Raw genomic sequence first — 21,105 nt, 5'->3', positions numbered from 1 at the left:
CCCCGTCGTGCACCAAGCACCGCCCCGGCCAGGAACACACCCAGATTCTGCAGAACGATCGGCACTGCGACTCCTGCAACAGGAATCGCGACAAATCCCAGGGAAGCGATGAGGGCAGCGAATAGGGCGATCAGGGCAAGATCGCGCGGTAATAGCGCCGGGCCCCGGTTGGCCTGGGGCTCGGTCTGCTGGCCGGAAGCAAGGTTGCGTGGCACAGGAATCCTTTGTTCAGAAATGGCCTATTGGAAATCCCGGTCACAGGTAACCGCTCCAACGGCCGCGGATTGTCATATCAAATATAGGAAAGCCGTTATCCCTCACCTAGCTGAAGACGCTTGGTGTCATGCGGCGACGGGCACAGGTATACCGGAAAGGTACCGGAGGCCTGAGTTGATACTGAAGTCTGCAACTTCCCCGGCGCTATGCGCCGATAACTGCGCATGAGTTGTTAGAAGTCGGGGCGGCCTTCGGCGGGGGAGGAGGCTTGTGCATGGGTGCGTTTGGGTATCCGGCCGGCTTGTGAGGCAAGCCTGCCGGCGGTCACGGCGTGTTTGAAGGCTGTCGCCATTTTTATCGGTTCTTGTGCTCTGGTGACTGCTGTGGCGAGTAGGACCGCGTCGCAGCCCAATTCCATCGCCAGGGCGGCGTCGGAGGCGGTGCCGATTCCGGCGTCGAGTACTACCGGAACTGTTGCCCGTGAGGCGATGAGTTCGATGTTGTGGGGGTTCAGGATGCCTAGTCCTGTGCCGATGGGTGATCCCAGTGGCATGACGGCTGCTGCTCCGAGTTGTTCCAGTCGTCGGGCCAGGACGGGATCGTCGTTGGTGTATGCAAAGACCTTGAAGCCTTTGTTGACCAGTGTTTCGGTGGCCTCGATGAGTTCCAGTGCATCGGGTAGCAGGGTCTGTTCATCGGCGATGACTTCCAGTTTTATCCAGTCCGTTTCCAGTGCCTCTCGCGCCATTTCGGCGGTCATGACCGCCTCTCGGGCAGTAAAACATCCTGCCGTGTTCGGCAAGATTCGGATTCCCTGCTCGTTGAGTAGTTCGAACAGGGAACCACCCGTCTCGGGGGTGTATCGCCGCAGTGCCACGGTTGTCAGTTCCGTTCCCGATGCTGCCAGTGCCGCGCCGAGATTTTCCAGGCTCGGGGCTCCGCTAGTTCCCATGATCAGCCGGGAGGTAAACGCTACCCCGTCAATGGTTAACGTGTCGTTGTCAGTCATGTTTTTATCCTCCTTGGACGGCGGTAAGAATTTCGACGTCGTCACCGTCGTGGATGGTTATCTCGGCCCACTGGTTGCGGGGTACGACCTCGGCGTTGACGGCGACGGCTACCCCCAGCTGTTTCTTGTCGACTGGTTGCCCGGTATCGGTCAGCTCACGGCCGGTCAGCTCAGCAATCAAGTGTTTGAGGGTGGAAACCGATACCGTGTTCCGGGCCTGTCCGTTCAGTGTGTAGCTCATGTTGCGGTCCTTACTTCGTCAGGAGAAGTGTTGTGGCGGAAAGCATCGTGACGGGACGTTCCAGGAAGGTGCCCGGGGTCACTGAACCGGTCGGGCCGAAATCGCTCGATGTCGACCTCCGGTATGTTTTGGCTGATCAGGTCTGCGCAGAGGCGTGCGGTGATCGGTGCCAACAGCACCCCGTGCCGGAAGAAGCCGGAGGCAATAACCAGTCCGCGTACCCCGGAGCCGTCCGGGTTTCTACACCGGCCGAGCAGGGGAGCGTTGTCAGGGGTTCCAGGTCGGGGGCGGCAGAGGGCTTCGAGCAGTTCCAACTCCGCGACGGCAGGGATCAGCGTCTGGGCATCCCGTAGCAACTCGTAAACCCCGCCTGCGGAAAGTCCGGCGGATCCGTTCTCTCGCTGGGTGGCACCTATCACCACCGTTCCTTCCTGACGGGGCACCACATATATCGGGGATCCGTGGACCAGTCCGCGGACCGTGGAGGTTGTCAGCGGTCTGAGGTGTTCGGGTACGCGCAATCGCAGAATATCCCCGTACACCGGACGTAACGCCAGCCGCAGCCCTGCCGGTAGACCTGCAATGTTTGCCGTACCGAGCCCGTTGGCCAGAATGACCTCATCAGCGTCAATCCGCTCCCCGTCCTCCAGCAGGACACCGGTCACAGCAGTACGGTCAGCGGCATCATCATGGATAAGTGCGGTGGCCGGAACCGGCACCGTGCGCGCTGTTGGCTGTTGCGCCAGTGCTGCTTGGAGGGCAGCGGCCATAGCCCGCGGATCCACCTGATGATCCTCGGGAACCAGGAACGCGCTTGTCAGTTGCGGGCCGAGCAGCGGCTCCAGACGCCGAGCCTGACGGGTGGTGAGTTCCTCAACCTTGAGCCCAAGACCTGACTGGACTGAGCGCAGGTCGGTCAGGGCTTGCCGGTCGGCTGGATCGATGCCGGCTATTAGTGTCTGCGTCCGCTGGTAGCCGGTTCCAACCCCGGAGGCGGCTTCCAGCTCCATGGTGAACTGCTGGTAAGCCCGGGCCGAGGGCAGCGTCAGGTCCAGTAGGGATTCTTCCTGATAATGAAGTTCACTGACCGGGGCCAGCATTCCGGCCGCAGCACGGGTAGCTCCGGAAGCGGGCGCGGAATCAATCAGCGTGACACGGTGGCCGCGACGGCTGACCTCCCAGGCAATGGCCAGTCCTATGATTCCGCCACCGACAATGGCGGTATGCGCGGCGCGGTCCGGGTTGTGCAACGTCATAAGAGTCCTTCCTACGCCGGGATCAACCGGTTCAGGTTCATACGGTCGGCGTCAAACGCCCTCTCAGCCCTGTCGACCGTCAGCATGGTGGCACTGCCGGAATGAGGCTCCCGTGGAGCTATTAGTCTAGGCCGTATGGCTTCTGTTGCGGATGTTCACCCTTCCAACTGAACCCGTCCGATGGTGAAACGTCCTTAACGGTCAGTACGGGCCCCCTGCACCGGCAGAAACTCGCATCAGCGCAGCTGTACCTGTGCACGGATTCACGGAAGGAAAAGGGCGATTTCGCCAATTTCATCGACGCCGCATACACCGGAGGCGTGGACATCATCCAACTCCGCGACAAGAACATCGAAGCAGCCGAGGAACTCGCCTGTCTTGAGGTTCTCCGCGCGGCGGCGAAACGACACGGCAAACTATTCTCCGCCAATGACAGGGCCGACATCGCCCGGCTCAGCGGCGCACCGGTCTTCCATGTAGGACAAAAAGATCTACCAGTACCTGCCGCCCGGCAACTGCTGGGCACTGAACCGATCATCGGTTTATCCACCCATTCCCCAGCCCAAGTCATCGCTGCCATGTCCACCAACGCACTGGATTACTTCTGCACCGGCCCTATCTGGGCCACACCCACGAAACCCGGACGTGCTCCTGCCGGGCTGGAACTAGTACGTTATGCCACGGCACTTTTGACCGAAACCGGTTCCCCACGTGCCTGGTTTGCCATCGGCGGCATCGATCACACCACCATCGAACAGGTCGTCGAAGCCGGGGCCCGCAGAGTCGTCGTTGTACGAGCCATCACGGAAGCCGACGACCCGTCCTCTGCCGCCAAGTCCCTCAAATCAGCGCTCCCGCCGCTCAGCTAACCTCGGTATGCCAATGTTCGGGCCCACCAGCCCTCACCCTGCTAAATCGGCATACACCATTAGTAGGACAGTTTCGAGCTGTGGTGTGGGTTGGGCCTTGGTTAACCGGGCGGTCATCCCTTCAGTGCAAGATGGGGAACCAGGCCGGAAAACTGATAAGTCCTAAGGCGCAGGGAGGAGCAGGCCATGTTACGCACATTGAAAAACCGGGGCGACGAGCCAGCTGGCGACATTAACGATGTACCACTGAGCTCCCACAACCCGCACTGGCACGAATTAGAAAAAGGTGATCCTGTCATCGTGGAGGTTGCCAAAGGTAACTAGGTACCCGGACATATTGACGCTATAACCGATGATCACAGCGTGCTCTGGGTACAGATCAAGGGAGAGGGACGCCGCCTATTCCACCAACAGGACAGCATCAATTTCATCCGCCAACCCCTGCTCCAGGTCAAACGGGTGAAGCAGAAACCAATTACGAACAGCGGAGCCCCAGTACTCGGAAAGAACCGGTAACAGCGCATATGACGCTCCTGTGAATCGTGAGTTCAGGCAGCAGTGGGGAAGAAGCGTTCGTTGGGGCGTTCCAATGGCTCGGGATGTACCTTCAGCAAACTGGAGTCCCTGTACCTTGCAGCATGCAATGCTGTGGCTCACCCACAGATGGACGGCCTTGAGCTGAACCGCAAGGGCTCCACCCGTCCACAGGTGGATGACCCACCACAGCGAGTAGAACTGGTGGCGTGGCTGAGTGTGGTGATGGATATTACAGGTCTTGTATTGCAATCTGATGCCGCTGTACCCGCGGCTCCGCGGGCTATGACGAAGGAGTGTCGGGTGATAGCTTCCAAAGCTCAGCGAAGTCCGAGCGACGCCCCATCGCTGACACGCGCCCGCTGGCGCCGTTTTTCAAGCCACAGAGGATGCCATCACCCGAGGACACGCATATTGTCTGTATGAGGGCCTCTACTGGAGCTGTGAGCGTTCCTTGGCATTCTTTTCGGAGGACATACTTAGAGGTATGATTCCGGGCGAAAACAGTTTTCCCGAACAGGGGAGTGAGGAAGCTGCGGCTCAGGCCGAGGTCGCCATCGCTGCCTTCAAGTTCCTGAGCGCTGTTTATCGCGGTGACCTGAGACAGGCTTGGGGGGACATGCACCCGATCCTTTGCTTGTGCTGGGCGCAGGCGTGGGTCGAAGCGAACCGGGAGAAATTAATCGCTAGCGGTCATGATCCTGAGAGAACCGCGCATGCTCTGGCTTCGAGCACTGGTGGTAACCATGAGCTATGGGATCCTTTTGCTGGAGTGATGCTGCGTGAAACGCGCGAAGCGTTTCCGCTTGACCCTGACGTGGCTGGCATCGGAGCGAACCTGCGGGCAGTAGCCCCGGATACCGAACTTCTCTATGTTCACCCACTTCCGTCAACGAGCGGGGTATGGGAGCCCGATGAATTTCTCGAGGCCTATCCTCTCGTGATGAACCTCAACGAGGGCCGATGGACTGTCCTGAACTGGGGGTACGATGCGATTCCCATTCCGGGATTTCCTCCGATCCTTGATGGAGCTTCACTCGGCAATGACTAAGCAGTCAACGGACTGATCGGCCGCCCTATGAACGCCCGTGTCCCTGCAGATTTCTACTGCCCCGTCACACGCTCATAGATGGTCGATGCCGATCAACAGCCGACAGGGGGATGAGCCGAGAAAACGCCGATAACGGCCCATTTCGTCAGCTCCGAGCCGGTTGGAAGATGTTTGGTGCTGGCAGTAGATTCTGAGCTTCGGGAGGGGACTGGTGCAGGGCAGATTCGTCCGGGGGAGGGGCGCGCCGGGAGAATGGTTCCATGGTCCGTACCGATGTCGTTCTACCCGATGGTTACGCCTCGACGCTTGATGCTTTGAAGCGTCGAGTTCGTGATGCCCAGTTCCGGGTGCAGCGGACTGTTAATACTCAGCTGATCGAGCTGTACTGGAATATCGGGAATGAAATCCTCGCCCAGCAGGTACGTCAAGGGTGGGGAACCGGCGTCGTCAAGCAGTTGGCTGCGGATCTTCGTGCGGAGTTTCCGCAGATGAAGGACCTTTTTCCCAAGCAATTTGCAGTACATGTGCGGCTGCCTGGCAGGACGAGCAGCCAATTTCCCAGCAGACTGCTGGGAAATTGCCATGGGGTCACATCATGGTCCTGATCGACAAGCTAGATAACGCTGAAAGCCGTCACTGGTACGCCTCGGCCGCCGTGGAATACGGGTGGTCACGCAACGTCCTGATGAACATGATCATGAACAAATCGATGGAGCGTACCGGGGCAGCGCCGTCGAACTTCACCCGGCAGCTCTCGGCACCGGATTCCGAACTGGCGCAGCAGGTCGCCAAAGGCCCGTACGCCTTCGAGTTTCTCGGATTGACCGGTGAGGTCGCGGAAAAGGACCTTGAGCAGGCCCTGATGAACAGGATCGTAGAGACGCTGCGTGAACTCGGGCCCGGGTTCGCGTTCGTCGGCCGGCAGGTGCACTTCGACGTCAGTGGAGATGATTTCTACATCGATCTGCTGTTTTTCCATGTGCAGCAGCTGCGCTACTTCGTTATCGAACTCAAGACCGGGAAGTTTCAGCCCGAGTATGCCGGGAAGCTCAACTTCTATGTGGCCCTGGTGGATGACAAGTCAGCGGCGTTCGACCAGATCGAATCTCCGACCGCTCAGCCTGAATAGGGCGTGGCCGCCGGCCGCCGGCCACGCCAGCCGTCCACTACCGGTGGTCAGTCGCTAATAACAGCGCTTATGGCTCCAGCACGTCGTGTGAAGTGTGGCGCTTTGATAGTTCAGTTCGGGTTGTGCATCGGGTTGGGCATGGAGCCTGCTTTCGCTACGGGCGGGCGGGTGGTGAGATCGGTGTAACCCATGCGCAGGCGGTAGCCGTTGAGTGGGTAGCGTCCAAATTCCCGGCCTAATAGCCCTGTGGCCTGAAGCTGGGCGGCTTGTTCTGGATGGGCGTTGGTGTAGTCCGTGATGACGTCACGGGTGAGGCCCCACAGTTGGGCCGAGCCTGCGGGCATTCCATGGGTATCCAATAGTTGGCCGAGTGGCGCCCAGACACCCAGGAAAAGCGCGTCGACGAGGTATTGCCGCAACACGTGCCACGGCTTGCGCGGCAGGACGCGCACCGGGCCGTCGGGTTCCCAGGAGCGGGCCGGAACAGGATCGGTGCTGATGCAGACGTCGTCCACGAGGTCTTTGATGACTAGCCTGCTTGGCATGCCCTCGGCGTCGCAGATGATCATGAGGTTCTCGCCGTGCGGGTTCACGCTCACGCCGTACGTGTGCAGTAGGTGCAGTAGCGGGCGGAGGGTGACGGACACCAACGCGTCAAGCCACTGCGAAAGCTGACGGCCCGAGCGTTCCGCGAGGGCGAGCAGCGCCGTTTCCCCGTCGGGATCCTCGTGCAACACCAGGGCCAGCGGCCAGGCTGTTTCGCCTGCACCCAGAAAAGCGTCGACCGGTTCGCGCCAGATGCAGCCAAGAGTTTCATCCCACTGATAGGGCACGCCGGGGTAATCGGCGAGGTGTGGATGGCGCACCGTCACCGAAGCCACCTCTCCGAGCAGGACGGCGTGGGTGTGAAGGACCGGATCGCTTTCCCAGATTGAGCGCAGCCAGTGTGTCGTCATGGGTGCGGCGAGGGAACAATGCCGTGGAATGCCGCGGTAGACCGAGGTGTTGAGGATTTTCAGCGGCAGTTTGACCTGCATTCTGGTGGGCTGGTCAATGTTGACCAGAGTGCGAATTGACTGCGTGGGACGGTAATCGTCCTCTGCCTCGCCCAGGACGATGATCTGCCCTGCGAGCATGCTGCCGGACCAGAGCTGGCGGACGACGTGGTCCACCTGCCATGGGTGCGCTGGGAGCATCAGGTAGCCGGATGGGTCGGCGCCGGCTTCCCGCAGCAATGCCTGGAAGCGCTCCTGCGCGGGCGGATCAAGCTCACGGTCGACTAGATCCTGCTCCGATATGGAGGGAACGGACCGGAATTCGGCAAGTTGCCGGGATACGGCCAACCATATTGGACGGAGTGTCTGGCAGGCTTCCGGGGCGTAGCGGGCGCAGTCCGATGCGGCGAAGCCGAGCCGGCCCTTGTTGGCGACCAGCAGGGGGTGTCCAGTCAGCTGGCCTTCCATTTCCGCGTGGGGAAGCTGTACTAGCTGCTTGGACGGAATGCCCTTGGCGGCCAGATGGGCCTCGGCCGCCAGGGTGGCGGAAAGCTCGGCGATGTAATTCGCTACGGTCGTGCCGGTCAGGCCCAGCCGGGCCGCGGCGTCGATGACGAAGCGGCCCGGATCGTGCGCGGGTTCGCTTTCATCATCGCCCAGTACGCCGCGGCTGATCCGCCGAATGCTTCGCGGTTCGACAACGTAGCTGTCGAACACGGTGCGGTTGGCCCGGAATGAGTAGGACGAACCGTCAAGGTCGATCCGAAGATCCTGCGATTCGTCGCCAGGGGTGGCAGGAGGGGGTTCGGTGCTCAGGAGCTCTTCCGAGAGCAGGGCTCCTGACTTGTTTCATTGATGGTGGGATGCCGCAGGATCTGCAGTCTTGTAGCGTCCAGGGTGTCAGCCGGCACAGGTCCGCAAGCTCCTTGCCGCCCGTATTGTTCGGGTTGGCTCACTGATAGCGTGCCGCGCCGCTGACACCCGCCCGGGGCGTGGCTCGACAGAGGCATGCGAACACTTCAAGTCAGGGTGCCCGCCACGGGTGATCCATCACCGACCTCGGCGTAAGGACCCGGACATGATCATCATCGGCATCGACCCGCACAAATCCGGCCCTTCGCATTTAGGCATGGTTCGTTCATTTGATGCGGTAGGGGCGGTGGCCGCCGGCGGCGAGTAGGCAGCGGAGTCTGTAGTTGGTGAAGTTGCGGAATCCTCGAGCGATGCGGCGGGTGGTTTCGATGACGCCATTCACGGCCTCGGTGGGGCCGTTGGACGCGCCGTGGGTCTCGAAATAGGCCAGGATCGCGCTCTTCCACTGTCGTAGCGTCCGGCCCAGTCGTGCGACTTCGGGGATCGGGCAGGTGGGGAACGAGGCGAGGATTTTGGCGACCCGGGCCCGGCCCGTCTCAGGCTTCACGTGGTAGATGGAGCGCAGCTGTTGGTAGCACTGCCACGCCAGAGTCACTTCATGGTCGGGGTCCCCGAGACCGAGCTTCATATCCAGGCGGGTGACCTGCTTGTCGGTGAGGTGCTCGGCACCGCACTGCAGAGTCCTACGAATTCCGTAGAGCGGGTCCCCAGAACGTCCGCGGTGGCCGAGGGTGTCCTGTTGGACGCGGCGGCGGACCTCATCGACCATACTCGAGCCGAGCTTCACGACATGGAAGGCATCCAGCACAGTGATGGCTTCGGGGAGTTCGTCGCGGATAGCGTTGGCGTAGCCACGGAACGGATCCAGTGCTGCGGTTTTGATCCCGGTGGTGAAGTCCGGGCCTTGGTCTGTGAGCCAGGTGGCGTAAGCCTTCCCGGAGCGTCCCGGAACAAGGTCCAACAGCCTCGCGTGAACGACACCATCGCTGTCGCGGGTGTGGTCCACGATGCCGGTGACCATCCCGGTGCCGGGTGGGCCGGTGTGAGCCCAGACGTGCTCATCAACGCCGAGAGCAGTGATCCCGGCGAGTCGTTCGGGGGTGGTGGTGCGGCGGGTCGCCTCGGGTGTGATTGCATCCCAGAGCGTGTGCCAGGACACCCCGAGCTGATACTCCAGCGCGGAGACCGAGGTGTCGTAACGCGACAGCGCGTCCACCGCCCAGCCGATAGATCGCGTGGTGAGCTTCGACCGCGGACCGGCCAGCGGATGCTCCTCGGTGAACGTGGTCTTCGGGCACCCCTGGTCGGGGCAGCGCCAGATGCGTTTGGCCCAGACCAGGCGCACCGGCCAGCCGAAACACGGGGTGTCATGCAACCGGACGTCCCGGCGCCCATGACCAACGGCGATGACACCGCATGCCGGGCAGCCGGCGATGGTGTTACCGGTCTCCACACCTAGCACCAGGCCGGCCGACGTAGTCGTGACGGAGGTGACGTGGACGCCTTTGACGCCCAGCATCGCGTCCGCGCGTGCACACCACTAACCATCAGGACAGAAAGTAAAATCAGCCATGTCAGGGTCTTTTCTGAGTCAGGAAGCTTGGTCGCTACCAATTCAAAAAGGCCCTGACCTCATTCCCGCCGCACCACGCCGCACCAACAGCAGCCAGCCCTGCCGCGTCAGTTCCCGACCGCCCTACCCACGCTCAACTGCGAAGGGCCACAAATCCTCCATCACCGCAGCAGCCATCGATTCCTCGGGCTGCCAGCTCGGGGTACGGCGCTTCATCGTCAACGCAGGAACCGCTAAACAGTTGCTGGGCTGGGCCGCGCAGTGGCCCGAGCGTAGATTCGCTATCGAAGGTGCTAACGGTCTGGGCCGAGGAACCGCCCAGATCCTCGTGGCCCATGGCGAGGCCGTCGTGGATGTTCCCTCCACGCTGGCCATGAAAGTCAGGGTCCTCTCCACCGGTGGCGGGCGTAAAAACGATCCTGCGGACGCGTTCGCGGTCGCCCTGACGGGGCTGCGGCAGGAGAGTCTGCGCGTCGTCGTAGCAGAGGATCAGAGCACGATCCTGCGTCTGCTGGCCGAGCGCCGCGAGGATCTGGGCCACGAACGTGCCCGGCTGCTCAACCGCTTGCACAGGCTCCTGCGTGAACTTCTACCCGGTGGTGTCGAACCCGGCCTGAGCGCTGACAAAGCCGCCGCGGCGCTGCGTACGATCAGGCCGGCAACAGCTACCGACGCGGTGCGGCGTGAGCTCACCAAAGAGCTGCTCGCTGATCTTCGACGCATCGATTCCTCCATCAAAAGCAATGAAGCGCAGACCCGCACTGTGTTGGAAGCCTCGAACACCACCCTGCAGGAAATCCCCGGTATCGGCGTCGTCCTGGCGGCAAAGCTCCTGGGTCATGTCGGTGACATCACCCGATTCCCCAGCGCCTCACACTTCGCCAGCTACACCGGCACCGCGCCCCTGGAGGCCTCCAGCGGCAACCACCACCGGCACAGACTCAACACCGGAGGCAACCGGCAACTCAACTCCGTGCTGCACACCATGGCTGTCTGCCAAAGCCGCGACCCCGGACCAGGCCGGGACTACTACCTGAAGAAAATCGCTGAAGGAAAAACACCCCGCGAAGCCCGCAGAGCACTCAAACGACGCCTCTCCAACGTCCTCTACCGACAAATCCTCCACGACCACCACCACGCCGAAAAGACCGCCGCTTGACACACAGAGGCGCTATCAGTTTGGCCAGGAGCATGGCCGAAGTCAGGTCAATCACAATAGGGCTTTCTTTCGCGTTGCGCCGCCGGCGGACGAGAACCTTGCGGGTTGTGGGCGTGTGTCCGTGCTGGCTGCCATCAGTCGGGCGACCTTGTCCGGCAGCTGCACCGTTCCAAACGATGCGAAACCTGCCTGGCTGAAGGCACGATGGGAGCTGATGTTTCGGATGTCCGGCTCGGCCACCAGCCGGGGGCAGCCGTCCAGGATCTCGATAGCCTCCCGGAGAACGCCGCGGATGATGCCTGTACCCAGGCCACGTCCGCGGCTCTGTCTGCCGACGGCGATGTGCATGCCCAGGTCGCTTTCGGAGTGCTCGATGTGATCGCCGAGGACATCGGTCGCGACCCGGTAAATTTCAACGTATCCCGTCACGCGGCCTTCCCGGTCCAGGGCAAGCGGCAGACTTCCGGGGTCCTCGGTCATCCTGCGGAGGTAGTCCGTCCAGCGCTTCACGTCCCAGTCCTGGTGCCACCATTGCGCCACCTCGGGCTCGGCCATCAGCGCGGCCAGGCCGGCTGCGTCCGCCGCAGTGGCCGGACGCAAATCGTGGGCGTCCAGGACCAGGTTCTGTTTCCAACTCAGAGTGCTCATGGGTCGGTCACCAAGGGGTTTGGAATATCCAGATAGACGGACTGCGCGTCAACGGGCGCCACGACCTCATCGATTCCCGCCAGCCGCGTTGCCAAATGTGCCTTGCACGGCAGGGTCGGGGCGCTCAGCCAGCGGTCCACGAGCCGAGTTCCAGCCTCACCCGCTGCGGCAAGGGCCGGTCGGGCGGCCAGCAGGCGCTCCCGCACCACCGTGAGCAGAGAATCTTCGTCTGCCATTTTCTCGGCAGCCATCGAACCGACCAGCGAGAGAAGCTGGTTGTGCAGCAGGTAGTAGGTCAGCCGGTCAGCGACAATACTGTCCTCGGCGACAGCCAGCGTGCTGGCCTCCTCCCCGGTGCAGGCCAGCACCTCGGCCAGGCGCGAAGCCGCCAGGTAGTAGCCCTGGTTGTCGCGGTAGGCGCCGCCGGTGATCCGGCCCTCGGAATCGATCCGGACGAGGGTGTTTTGTTGGTGGCCTTCAAGACCGATCCCGGTGCTGGCGTACAGTGCCAGCATCGGGACCAGGACCCGGTCGATGTAGGAGGCCAGCCACGCCCCGGGATCGTTGCACCAGCGCGACAGGTGGCTCGGACCCCAGGCCTCGGGGCCTGATGGAGCCGAGGGAGCGATGAGGCCGGCCAGGCACATCAGGCGGTCCACACCCTCCGGAACCTCTCGGACGGAGACATCCAGGCCCGTCAGGGTCCCCCCGGTTTCGTCGGCAGGATCGATGACAGCGGCCCAGGCCGGATCACGGACGATCGTGAAGCCCGGGTCGCTGTAGCGGATGTGGCCGGCATCGATCAGCTGGTTGACTTCGACGCCCCGGCGAAGTTCTGTCGCGGTGGCTTCCCGGACCGAGTTGGTGATCTTCAGGCCGAGGGAGAGCTTGAGCATCACCGGGTGGTCGGGGTGGAAGAGGGTGCGAAGGCTCGAGGTGGCCCACCACGGCTCGCCGAGGGGCCCCAGGGCGCGAAGGAGGCCCTGGTCCATCAGCTTCCTCACCGCGGTCCGCTGTTGGACGGCCTCGGCCTGCCAGGGGTGCGCGGGAATCAGCACGTACTCCGGTGCCGGCTCATGGCCGGCGATGTCGGAAAGCAGTTCGTGCAGTTCATGGCTGCCCAGGGCAGGGGACCCGGTCACCTGTCCGTTCGTGACCACTGAACGGTGGGCCTCGAACCAGTGCATTCGGAACTGGCCGTGAAGCTCGGGCGAGTAAGCCTCCAGCTGTTCCGGGGTGAGCTGGTCCCGGCTTTTCGGTGCAGGATGCTGTAAGTGCCCCAGCAGCAGGGACCGTTCCCCTTCCAGGAACAGCGGCTGGTCGAGGGAGACGGTCCGCTTGCGGGTCGCGAACTCGCTGACGTTGCGGACCGACTCCTGCGTCCGTTGGAGAAGGAGGGCGCGTTCCTGCGGATCGGCGTCGGATGTCAGCAGGGCCAGCAGTTCTTCGGCCGACACCTCGTGCCGGGCCCCGTCGGGGTGGACTATCGCGACATCGGTGAAGCTGTGCAGCCCGGTCCGGGACAGGTGCACGCAGCTGGCGGCCACGTTCATCGATGTCCCGGGGACCGGGGTGAAGAGACCGTCGGCAGTGACGAGAATGCCCTGTTCACGTATCCAGCAGCGGAGCACGGCATCCAGATGCGCTGCCCCGGCCAGGGTTCGCAGGTCGATCGTTGCGGTCGTACTCATGCTGCGCACCCCCCGCGGAAAGGCTGTGGACGAAAAAAGGTCAGTGGCATTCGACGCTCTCGTTTCTATGGGTTCTTAAGGATTGAAAGCTGTGACGGCAAAGGTTAGACCGTTACCTGTTCGGCGCCAGCCCAGGGCCCTGGCACGGCGTCCTGTCCGGGTGCACCGAACTGCTGGAAAGCAATGGAGCGCTCCACCGGGTAGACCTCCCCGCCGGTAATTTCGCGCAGGATGCATGAGTTCCGGTAAGCGGCCATGCCCAGGTCGGGGGTGGCAAAACCGTGGGTGTGCAGCTCCGCGTTCTGCACGAAGATCTCGCCCGGCACGATACCTGTGTCATAGTTGCGCGAGACATCGAAGCGTCCCCGGGAGTCACGCCGGATGCGGTCCTGGATGCCGGAGAGGAAAGCCGGCTCCTGGTATTTGTATCCCGTGGCCAGGACGAGGGCCTGGGTTTCCAGACGGTAACGGTGCCCCTGTTCCTCGTGCCGCAGGTGCAGGCGGTGGATCCCCGCCGTGGAGTCCCACTGGACGCCTTCCAATGCGGAATGGGTCAGCAACCGGGTGTCCACGATCCCGGAGAGGTTCTTGGTGTACAGCAGGTCGTAGATGGCGTCGATCAGTTCGGAGTTGATGCCCTTGTAGAGGTTCTTCTGGGTGCCGATGAGCCGGTCTCGGTGGTCGGCGGGAAGATCGTGGAAGTAGTCCACATATTCGGGCGAGGTCATCTCCAGGGTGAGTTTGCTGTATTCCAGTGGGAAGAACCGGCCCGAGCGCGTCACCCAGTTGAGCTGGTAGCCGTGTACGTCGATTTCCTGGAGGAGCTCGTAGTAGATCTCGGCCGCGCTTTGCCCGCTGCCGACGATCGTGATGCTCTGCTGCTTTTGCAGTTCACTTTTGCGCAGCAGATACTCGGCGTTATGCAGAACCACCCCGCCCTCGCCGACAATGCCGGCGCAGGCGTCAGGGATATGGGGCGCGGTACCGGTTCCCAGCACCAGGCGCCGGGCGCGTAACACCTCAGGCCCGTCCGGGCCCTGCACCGCCAAGCAGTACACGCCGTCGTCGTACCGGATGTCCAGCACCTCGGTGCCAAAACGCACCGAGGCCAGCTCACCGGCCACCCATTGGCAGTACTGGTTGTACTCGGTCCGCAGTGGATAAAAGTTTTCCCGGATGTAAAAGCGGTACAGGCGTCCGGTCTGCTTAAGGAAGTTCAGGAAGGAAAACGGCGAGGTGGGATCCGCGAGGGTCACGAGATCGGCCATGAACGGTACCTGCAGGTGCGCTGGCTCCAGCATCATGCCGGGGTGCCAGTCGAAGGACACGCGACGCTCGAGGAAAACGCAGTCAAGTCCTTCCAAAGGTTCACTCAGAGCCGCAAGGCCCAAATTGAAAGGCCCGGCACCGATGCCTGCCACGTCGAAAAGCCTGTCGGCGTCGGGACTGCTCACGCGTGCATCTCCTGCCGGGCCGCGAGCAGTCTTTTGCCCGTGCGGCGAAGGAGCTCGATAATGTCGCGGATGTCGTTCACTGTGGTCTCCGCGTTCAGCAACGTGAATTTCAGATAATGCCGGTTGGAAACCCTGGTGCCAGCCACGACAGCCTCCCCGGATGCGAAGACCGCGGCACGGATGGCAGGGTTGAGCGCGTCGGCGTCGTCCTCGCTCAGGGCAATACCGTCCATGGCAGCGGGACGATATCGGAAGACAAGGGTGCTCAGCTGCGGCTTTGCGGCGAGCTCGAAGTCAGGATCCTCCGCCAGCAGCCCACCGACGCGGTCGGCAAGGTCGATGACCTCATCGAACAGGGCACCGAGGGCATCCGCGCCCATGATCCGCAGTGTGAGCCACAGCTTCAGCGCATCGAAGCGCCGTGTGGTCTGGAGGCTTTTATCCACCTGGTTGGGGATCTCAGCCAGCGCGGCGCTCTCCGGGTTGAGGTAATCGGCGTGATAGGTCACGTGGCGCAGCATGGCGCCCTCGCGCACCACGACCGCGCTGGAGCTGACCGGCTGGAAAAACGTTTTGTGGAAGTCCACCGTGACCGAATCCGCGAGCTCGATGCCGTCCAGCAGCCTGCGGTACCGGCCCGAGACGATCAGCCCGCCCCCATAGGCTGCATCCACATGCAGCCACGCACCGTAAGCACGTGCCAGGGCAGCGAGTTCCGGAAGCGGATCGATGGCACCGAAGTCCGTCGTCCCCGCGGTAGCGACAACTGCCATCGCCACAAGCCCGTCGTCGTGGGCCGAGGCAAGCGCCGCACCCAACGCCACCGCATCCATGCGGTGATCGGGTCCGCAAGGCACCGGGATCACAGCGTCGAAGCCCAAACCCAACAGGGAGGCGGACTTCAGGATACTGAAGTGGCTGTCCTCCGAGGTGAAGATCCTCAGTCTGTCCAGAAGGCCGGGAAGCCTGCCGGCGACCGCACCGCGGAGCCTTAGTTCTTCGCGGAGCCCAGCCACGCAATGGTTGCGGGCGATCAGCAAGGCCTGCAGATTGGACTGACTGCCCCCGGAGGTGAACACGCCGTCGGCGTCCCCACCGAAGCCAAAGCGTTCAGCGGTCCAGTCGATGAGGCGACGTTCGATCATGGTCGCACCGGCGCTTTGGTCCCAGGTGTCCATGGAGGAGTTCATCGCGGACAGCACGGCTTCGCCGACCAGAGCAGGGATGACGACAGGGCAGTTCAAATGGGCGGCGTAGCGGGTGTCATGAAAGTAGACGGCGTCGTGCAAGTACAGCCCGTCCAGTTCCTCGAGGGCGGCCGCAGTGTCGGACAAGGGACGCTCGAGATCGACATCAGCCACACGCGCCTGGAGCTCAATCGGCTGGACGCCGGTGAACGGCCGGTCCGCCCGCTGAACCTTAGTGGCCACGGCGCTGACGCCTTGGATCACCTGGGCCACATAGCTGAGCGCGTTGTGCTCGTTGAACAGCTGGCTGGTGGCCGCAAGAGCCAACTCCACCCTGGAGCCAAAACCCTGATCCGGAGCAATTCGCTCCTCAACACTAAACGGCTTCACGTCAGCCTCCTTCCGTCGGCGATGCTCGGTAAACCAGCGAGGGATTCGTTGTTTCCGGCTGCGGGGTAGAAGTACCCACTGCGGAGGTAATAGGCGGGCACGCCGGGAAGGTGCCGGCGGTTGTGGACCGTCGGATACAGCAGGCCATGGACGAGCCAGTACGCCGCCAGACCGGGGATGTCCACCTCATTGTGGGTTCCGGGTAGAGGTTTGCGAATATTCCTGGTTCCTGATGATGACCGTATGGCGAAGGCAGCAGTCACGGGATGTTGTGGTTCCCGAATGTGGCTGCTGCCTTCGGTTGTGTCTACGGCAGCTGGGGATCCACGCCGTAGTGGTTGGCAAGGTCGGTGATGACCGCGTGGGCGCCCTGGATACTGACGGACGCCAGGAACGTCGCATCATCGACGGGAAGGACGTCTCCTTCGAGACGCTCCCACAAAGGGTTCAATTCGAACTTTTCCTGTTGGGCGCGGGCGGCGTCGCCTTCGGGGCCTTCGGGGGTGAAGGCGCTGACCATTATGAGTCCGGCATCGCCTTCAAGGATCTGTTCGGCGGAGAGCGGAACGAAGATCGATTCTGTGGTGTCCGGTGCATCTTCGGGACGTGGAATGCCCATATCGGCCATGATCTCGCCGATGAAGGAATCTGAGGAGTAAAGGCGTGCGGTGTCTTCACCGGCGAAGCGAATCAGCGAGTAGGTCGCATCGGGCTTTGTAGCCAGAATTTCTTCTCCGACCGCTTTGGCCCTCTCCTCATAGGCGGTGACCAGTTCCTCGGCCTTTTCCTTTTTGTCCAGGGCTTCGCCCAGGAAGACGACGTTTTCCTTCCATGTCGGACCGGTGCTGTCAGAGAAGATCGTGGGCGCGATTTTCGACAGCTGTGGGTAGAGGGCTTCATGACGGACTTTCGCCGAAACAATCAGGTCCGGTTCCAGTTCTAGGATCTGTTCCAGGTTGGGTTCTGCGATGGTGCCCACATTCACGGAATCCTTGGTCGCTTCGTCAACCTCCCCGAGGTACGGGGCGAAAGGATCCTCAGGGTCCTGGCGGTACTGGACGTATCCGACAAGGTCCGCCTCAAGCAGCAATGCGGCATCAATGTAGCTCGGGTCCAGTGCGACAACCCGCTGCGGTCGTTCCTCGATGGTGGTGGAACCCATGATGTGTTCCATTGTCAGCGGATAGGCCCCGGCCTCAGCAGAGGTTGCAGAGGTTGAGGGGGCGGAGGTTGTGTCGTTGGTGGCTGCGGGAGCACCACAAGCAGCGGTGCCCAGTAGCGCAGCTCCTGCCGCGGCTGCCCAGAAGGGCTTGAGGATACGAATTTTCACGAGGACTGCTTTCAATGGGACCTGGCGCATCAGTGCGCATAGTGGGTTAGGTAAGCCTTACCTGTCGTAGACTGTAGCAGCAGTCAGGAAATACAACACACGGGCATGACGTATTTAGCGAAGGGGACATTGGTGAAGGCCACAAGCGCTGGTTTTGTCCTCGCCGCGGGTGCATCTCCGCCGCCGGAAAGGAAGCCTGAGGAGGCTCGTACATCGCGGGCCGTGCACCTACCCCCGGCGACATCCTTGCTCTTTGCCGTGCTGGTGCTGTTGGCGGCAGTGGTTCTGAGTCTTTGCATTGGTGGTCAGCCGTCCTCGGTGGCGGAAGCGTGGCACGCTGTTTTTGAGCCGACGGGGACGACCATGGATATCACAATCCGTGAGTTGCGCTGGCCGCGCACGCTCATGGCCGCCGTTGCCGGTGTCTGTCTGGGGCTGGCTGGAACCCTCGTGCAGGGACACACCCGCAACCCCATCGCCGACCCGGGGCTGTTGGGCATCAATCAGGGTGCTGCCCTGGCCATCGTGGCCGCCATTGCGGTTGCCGGTCAGGTTCCGCCCCTGGCCCAGGCGTTGTTGGCTTTCGCCGGAGCGCTGCTGGCCAGTATCGCGGTGTTCCTGATCGGTTCCGCCGCCCGGCATGGAGCCACCCCGGTCACCCTTGTGCTGGCCGGCGCGGCGGTGACGGCCCTGTGCTCCGGGGTGGTGTCCGGGATTGTGCTGCTTAACGAGGCCGCGCTGGATACCTTGCGTTTTTGGCAGGTCGGCTCCCTGGCTGGACGCAGTGAAGCACTGCCGGTCATCTGGCCCTTCATTCTTGCCGGTCTCATTCTGGCTGTTCTCAACACCGGGGCACTGAACGCATTGGCCCTTGGTGAGGACACGGCCACGTCGTTGGGAATTTCGGTGCTTACTGCCCGCGCTACGGGTATCGCGGCGATTACCTTGCTGGCCGGTTCCGCTGTCACGATGGCCGGACCGATTGCCTTCGCAGGCTTACTGGTCCCGCATCTTGCCCGGGCGCTGGTCGGCGCCAACTACCGTTGGCTGATCATGGTCTCCCCCGTGGCAGGGGCCGCTTTGCTGTTGCTCGCTGACACCGCCGGCCGGGTCATCGCCCGACCCGGGGAGCTTTCCGTGGGCGTGGTACTTGCCGTCATCGGCGCACCGTTCTTTATTTACCTTGCACGGCGCCGCAAACTGGTGACGTTATGACCACCAACATGACCACCGACATACCCGCCGACACTGTGCTCCGTCAGGAGCAATCGTTTCGTTCCATCCGGGTCTTGCGTGCCGGGCCGGTCTCCCTCCGGGTGGACCCACGCGCTCTGGCAGTGACAGGAGTGCTGGTGCTGGCCGTGGCCGGTTTCACCGCCCTCCATGTTGCCTTCGGTGGAACCGCCATCGCTTACCTGGAGGTACTGCGCGCCCTGCTCGGAGATACCACCGATTCCCGGACTCACCTGGCGGTCACCGAGTTCAGGGCCCCCCGGGCAGTGGCCGCGGTCATCGTCGGTACCTGCCTGGGCGCGGCCGGAGCCATCACCCAAACCGTGGCACGCAATCCGCTCGCCAGCCCGGATGTCCTCGGCGTGACCTCCGGCGCGTCATTGGGAGCTGTGGCGGTCCTGGTCATCGGCGGCGGGGGCTATGCAGGCCTGAGCGGTGCGGCCGCGACGGTGGGAATGCCTGCCGCGGCGTTCACCGCGGGACTCATCAGCGGTACAGCGGTTTACCTGCTCGCGTACCGCAACGGCATCGACAGCTTCCGCCTGGTCCTGGTGGGCCTGGGAATCTCCGGATTCGCTGCCAGTATCACCACCTGGATCCTGACCCTGGGCGATGTCACCAGCGCCGCCCAGGCCCTGACCTGGATCATGGGCTCCCTCAACGGCAAAGACTGGGCGCTGGTACAGCCCATGGCAGTCATCGCCGTCGCCCTTCTCGTCGCCGCTGTCCTGTGCGGTAAATGGCTGCTGTTGACCAGCCTGGGCGACGATACCGCCATCGGGCTCGGGGCCCGCGTCAGCCTCGTGCGGCTGGTTGCGCTCAGCATCGCCGTGCTATTGGCCTCCACCGCCACCGTCGTCGCCGGACCCCTGGCATTCGTTGCCTTAGCCAGCCCCCAAATTGCCCGGCTTCTGGCCGGATCCGTCGTACCCCCCATCGTTGCCTCCGCCCTGACCGGAGCCGTCTTCGTACTGATAGCAGACACCGTTTCAGCCAACGCCCTGGCCACCCCGCTGCCCGCAGGCGTGGCCACTGCCATCATCGGCGCACCTTTTTTGATCTATCTGGTCCTCAAATCCCAGCGGAGACTCACATGAAACCCCGGACCCCGTCAACTCCCCTGACGCACACCGATACCCGCCCTCCAATGGAGGCCCGGTTGAGGGCGGAAAGCCTTAGCCTTGGCTATGACGGGGCGGATATCATCCAGAACCTTTCCCTGGCCATACCCGATAAGAAGATCACCTCCATCATCGGACCGAACGGGTGTGGCAAGTCCACGCTGCTGCGCGGCCTCGGCCGGCTCCTCACCCCCCGGGCAGGGCAGGTGACACTCGACGGAATACCGTTGACCACCCAATCCACCCGCCACATCGCCACCCAGCTCAGCATCCTGCCGCAGGCACCTACGGCACCATCCGGTCTCACCGTCGCCGATCTGGTCTCCCGAGGCCGGCACCCACGGCAGAAGTGGTACCAACAATTCTCCGTCCCCGACCACACCACCATCACCGACGCCCTACAAGCCACCAACATTTCAGAGCTTGCCGACACCCCGCTTGATGACCTCTCCGGCGGCCAGCAGCAACGCGCCTGGATTTCCATGACACTGGCCCAGGAAACCGAAATAATCCTGCTCGATGAGCCCACCACCTACCTCGACCTGGCCCACCAGGTGGACGTCCTGGAACTGGTGCAACGACTCAACCACACACACCGCCGCACCGTCGTGATGGTCCTTCACGACATTTCCCTCGCCGCCCGCTACTCAGACCACATCGTTGCCATGAAGGACGGCGCCATCGTGGCAGCAGGAACACCACACGACGTCGTCACAGTCCAACGGCTAAAAGAAATCTTTGGCTTGAACGCCCATGTAGTGACCGAACCAACCCAAGGACGGCCCCACGTCATCCCCCTCGGAACATCAGGGACGATGAACCCGGTGCTGGAAACAGAAATGGCAGGATATTGACCGGCAGGCTAGCACCGGAGGACTCTCCTAACACGGGCACCCGGCATCCCAAACCCGACCGAGCCCGGTCCACAGATTCCACTTCCGCTTTCAACGAACTGGAACACCAGTTCCGCCGGGACTGTCTGAATAACGGTGTGTGAGGGTCTGGCCTGATCCGAGAGGAGATGGCCGTGAACGACTTCACGACCGAAGTATCAGAGGTGATGATCGATCCTGTGACGGGAGAAATCATTGATCAGAAGGACCTAGCCGAACGGCTGCTCGCCCAGGCAAAGGAGCAGGGCGTGAG

Annotated in this window: 19 protein-coding genes, 1 pseudogene and 1 riboswitch; of the genes and pseudogenes, 8 read left to right on the top strand and 12 right to left on the bottom strand. The window is 62.5% G+C overall.

Going from position 1 to position 21,105, the window contains the following annotated elements; translation table 11 throughout:
• The 4 genes and pseudogenes from IWX65_RS15305 to thiO all read right to left on the bottom strand — a co-directional run.
• A pseudogene (locus IWX65_RS15305) lies at nucleotides 1–215 on the bottom strand (biotin transporter BioY); the annotation flags it as partial.
• Nucleotides 216–448: 233 nt separating this feature from the next.
• A complete protein-coding gene (locus IWX65_RS15300) occupies nucleotides 449–1,225 on the bottom strand; it encodes a thiazole synthase (protein WP_196884193.1) in 777 nt (258 codons plus the stop codon).
• A 4-nt stretch (nucleotides 1,226–1,229) separates the two neighbouring features.
• Entirely contained in the window at nucleotides 1,230–1,466 is a 237-nt protein-coding gene (thiS, locus tag IWX65_RS15295; RefSeq protein WP_196884191.1) for a sulfur carrier protein ThiS, read from the bottom strand.
• Nucleotides 1,463–2,722 carry a glycine oxidase ThiO gene (gene thiO / locus IWX65_RS15290; RefSeq protein WP_196884189.1) on the bottom strand — a complete coding sequence of 420 codons (1,260 nt, stop codon included), beginning with the start codon at nucleotides 2,720–2,722 and terminating at the stop codon, nucleotides 1,463–1,465. Before thiO ends, thiS begins: the two co-directional genes overlap by 4 nt.
• Nucleotides 2,714–2,846: riboswitch (TPP riboswitch) on the bottom strand. Its footprint overlaps the gene before it by 9 nt.
• A 91-nt stretch (nucleotides 2,847–2,937) precedes the next feature.
• Here thiO and thiE point away from each other — a divergent pair.
• From thiE to IWX65_RS17900, 4 genes are all read left to right on the top strand, one after another.
• Nucleotides 2,938–3,591 (top strand): thiamine phosphate synthase, encoded by a 654-nt coding sequence (thiE, locus tag IWX65_RS15285; protein WP_334683911.1) that lies wholly within the window; start codon nucleotides 2,938–2,940, stop codon nucleotides 3,589–3,591.
• 1,021 nt (nucleotides 3,592–4,612) lie between these two features.
• A complete protein-coding gene (locus IWX65_RS15280; protein WP_196884187.1) occupies nucleotides 4,613–5,176 on the top strand; it encodes a hypothetical protein in 564 nt (187 codons plus the stop codon).
• A 260-nt stretch (nucleotides 5,177–5,436) separates the two neighbouring features.
• Nucleotides 5,437–5,781: a DUF1016 N-terminal domain-containing protein gene (locus IWX65_RS17905; RefSeq protein WP_334683909.1), complete on the top strand. Its 345-nt coding sequence runs from the start codon at nucleotides 5,437–5,439 to the stop codon at nucleotides 5,779–5,781.
• The gene (locus IWX65_RS17900) at nucleotides 5,754–6,305 is read left to right on the top strand and encodes a PDDEXK nuclease domain-containing protein (protein ID WP_334683908.1); all 552 of its coding nucleotides are present in this window, start codon (nucleotides 5,754–5,756) and stop codon (nucleotides 6,303–6,305) included. The genes IWX65_RS17905 and IWX65_RS17900 overlap by 28 nt, the downstream gene beginning before the upstream one ends.
• A gap of 110 nt (nucleotides 6,306–6,415) precedes the next feature.
• Here IWX65_RS17900 and IWX65_RS15270 read toward each other — a convergent pair whose 3' ends face one another.
• Together IWX65_RS15270 and IWX65_RS15265 are read right to left on the bottom strand one after the other, a co-directional pair.
• The gene (locus IWX65_RS15270) at nucleotides 6,416–8,017 is read right to left on the bottom strand and encodes an IucA/IucC family protein (protein ID WP_196884185.1); all 1,602 of its coding nucleotides are present in this window, start codon (nucleotides 8,015–8,017) and stop codon (nucleotides 6,416–6,418) included.
• Between the two features lie 421 nt (nucleotides 8,018–8,438).
• Nucleotides 8,439–9,692, bottom strand: coding sequence for an ISL3 family transposase (locus IWX65_RS15265; RefSeq protein WP_196884183.1), 1,254 nt, complete (start codon nucleotides 9,690–9,692; stop codon nucleotides 8,439–8,441).
• 52 nt (nucleotides 9,693–9,744) lie between these two features.
• Between IWX65_RS15265 and IWX65_RS15260 the strand changes: the two genes are divergently transcribed.
• Entirely contained in the window at nucleotides 9,745–10,905 is a 1,161-nt protein-coding gene (locus tag IWX65_RS15260; protein WP_334683907.1) for an IS110 family transposase, read from the top strand.
• 51 nt (nucleotides 10,906–10,956) lie between these two features.
• Here the strand turns inward: IWX65_RS15260 and IWX65_RS15255 are convergent, their stop codons facing one another.
• The 6 genes from IWX65_RS15255 to IWX65_RS15230 form a co-directional block, all read right to left on the bottom strand.
• Nucleotides 10,957–11,553: a GNAT family N-acetyltransferase gene (locus tag IWX65_RS15255; protein WP_196884181.1), complete on the bottom strand. Its 597-nt coding sequence runs from the start codon at nucleotides 11,551–11,553 to the stop codon at nucleotides 10,957–10,959.
• Complete coding sequence (locus IWX65_RS15250; protein WP_196884179.1) at nucleotides 11,550–13,244, bottom strand: IucA/IucC family protein; 1,695 nt, start codon at nucleotides 13,242–13,244, stop codon at nucleotides 11,550–11,552. Before IWX65_RS15250 ends, IWX65_RS15255 begins: the two co-directional genes overlap by 4 nt.
• A gap of 104 nt (nucleotides 13,245–13,348) precedes the next feature.
• Nucleotides 13,349–14,698, bottom strand: coding sequence for a lysine N(6)-hydroxylase/L-ornithine N(5)-oxygenase family protein (locus IWX65_RS15245; protein WP_196884177.1), 1,350 nt, complete (start codon nucleotides 14,696–14,698; stop codon nucleotides 13,349–13,351).
• The gene (locus tag IWX65_RS15240; RefSeq protein ID WP_196884174.1) at nucleotides 14,695–16,275 is read right to left on the bottom strand and encodes a pyridoxal phosphate-dependent decarboxylase family protein; all 1,581 of its coding nucleotides are present in this window, start codon (nucleotides 16,273–16,275) and stop codon (nucleotides 14,695–14,697) included. The genes IWX65_RS15245 and IWX65_RS15240 overlap by 4 nt, the downstream gene beginning before the upstream one ends.
• On the bottom strand, nucleotides 16,272–16,460 hold the full coding sequence (locus IWX65_RS15235; RefSeq protein ID WP_196884172.1) for a hypothetical protein: 189 nt from the start codon (nucleotides 16,458–16,460) through the stop codon (nucleotides 16,272–16,274). The genes IWX65_RS15240 and IWX65_RS15235 overlap by 4 nt, the downstream gene beginning before the upstream one ends.
• Nucleotides 16,461–16,582: 122 nt before the next feature.
• Nucleotides 16,583–17,605 carry an ABC transporter substrate-binding protein gene (locus IWX65_RS15230; protein ID WP_334683906.1) on the bottom strand — a complete coding sequence of 341 codons (1,023 nt, stop codon included), beginning with the start codon at nucleotides 17,603–17,605 and terminating at the stop codon, nucleotides 16,583–16,585.
• Between the two features lie 222 nt (nucleotides 17,606–17,827).
• On the opposite strand from IWX65_RS15230, the gene IWX65_RS15225 reads away from it, so the two are divergent.
• From IWX65_RS15225 to IWX65_RS15215, 3 genes are read left to right on the top strand one after another with little or no spacing between them, the layout of a single operon-like run.
• A complete protein-coding gene (locus IWX65_RS15225) occupies nucleotides 17,828–18,820 on the top strand; it encodes a FecCD family ABC transporter permease (protein WP_334683910.1) in 993 nt (330 codons plus the stop codon).
• Nucleotides 18,817–19,935 carry a FecCD family ABC transporter permease gene (locus IWX65_RS15220; protein ID WP_334683905.1) on the top strand — a complete coding sequence of 373 codons (1,119 nt, stop codon included), beginning with the start codon at nucleotides 18,817–18,819 and terminating at the stop codon, nucleotides 19,933–19,935. Before IWX65_RS15225 ends, IWX65_RS15220 begins: the two co-directional genes overlap by 4 nt.
• A complete protein-coding gene (locus IWX65_RS15215) occupies nucleotides 19,932–20,813 on the top strand; it encodes an ABC transporter ATP-binding protein (RefSeq protein WP_334683904.1) in 882 nt (293 codons plus the stop codon). The genes IWX65_RS15220 and IWX65_RS15215 overlap by 4 nt, the downstream gene beginning before the upstream one ends.
• Nucleotides 20,814–21,105: the final 292 nt, after the last annotated feature.

This window comes from Arthrobacter sp. CAN_A214 (assembly GCF_015751955.1).
In the GTDB taxonomy this organism is placed as follows: Bacteria; Actinomycetota; Actinomycetes; order Actinomycetales; family Micrococcaceae; genus Arthrobacter_D.
Note: the sequence above shows the minus strand (reverse complement) of the source record. Positions and strands in the feature narration are given on the sequence as shown.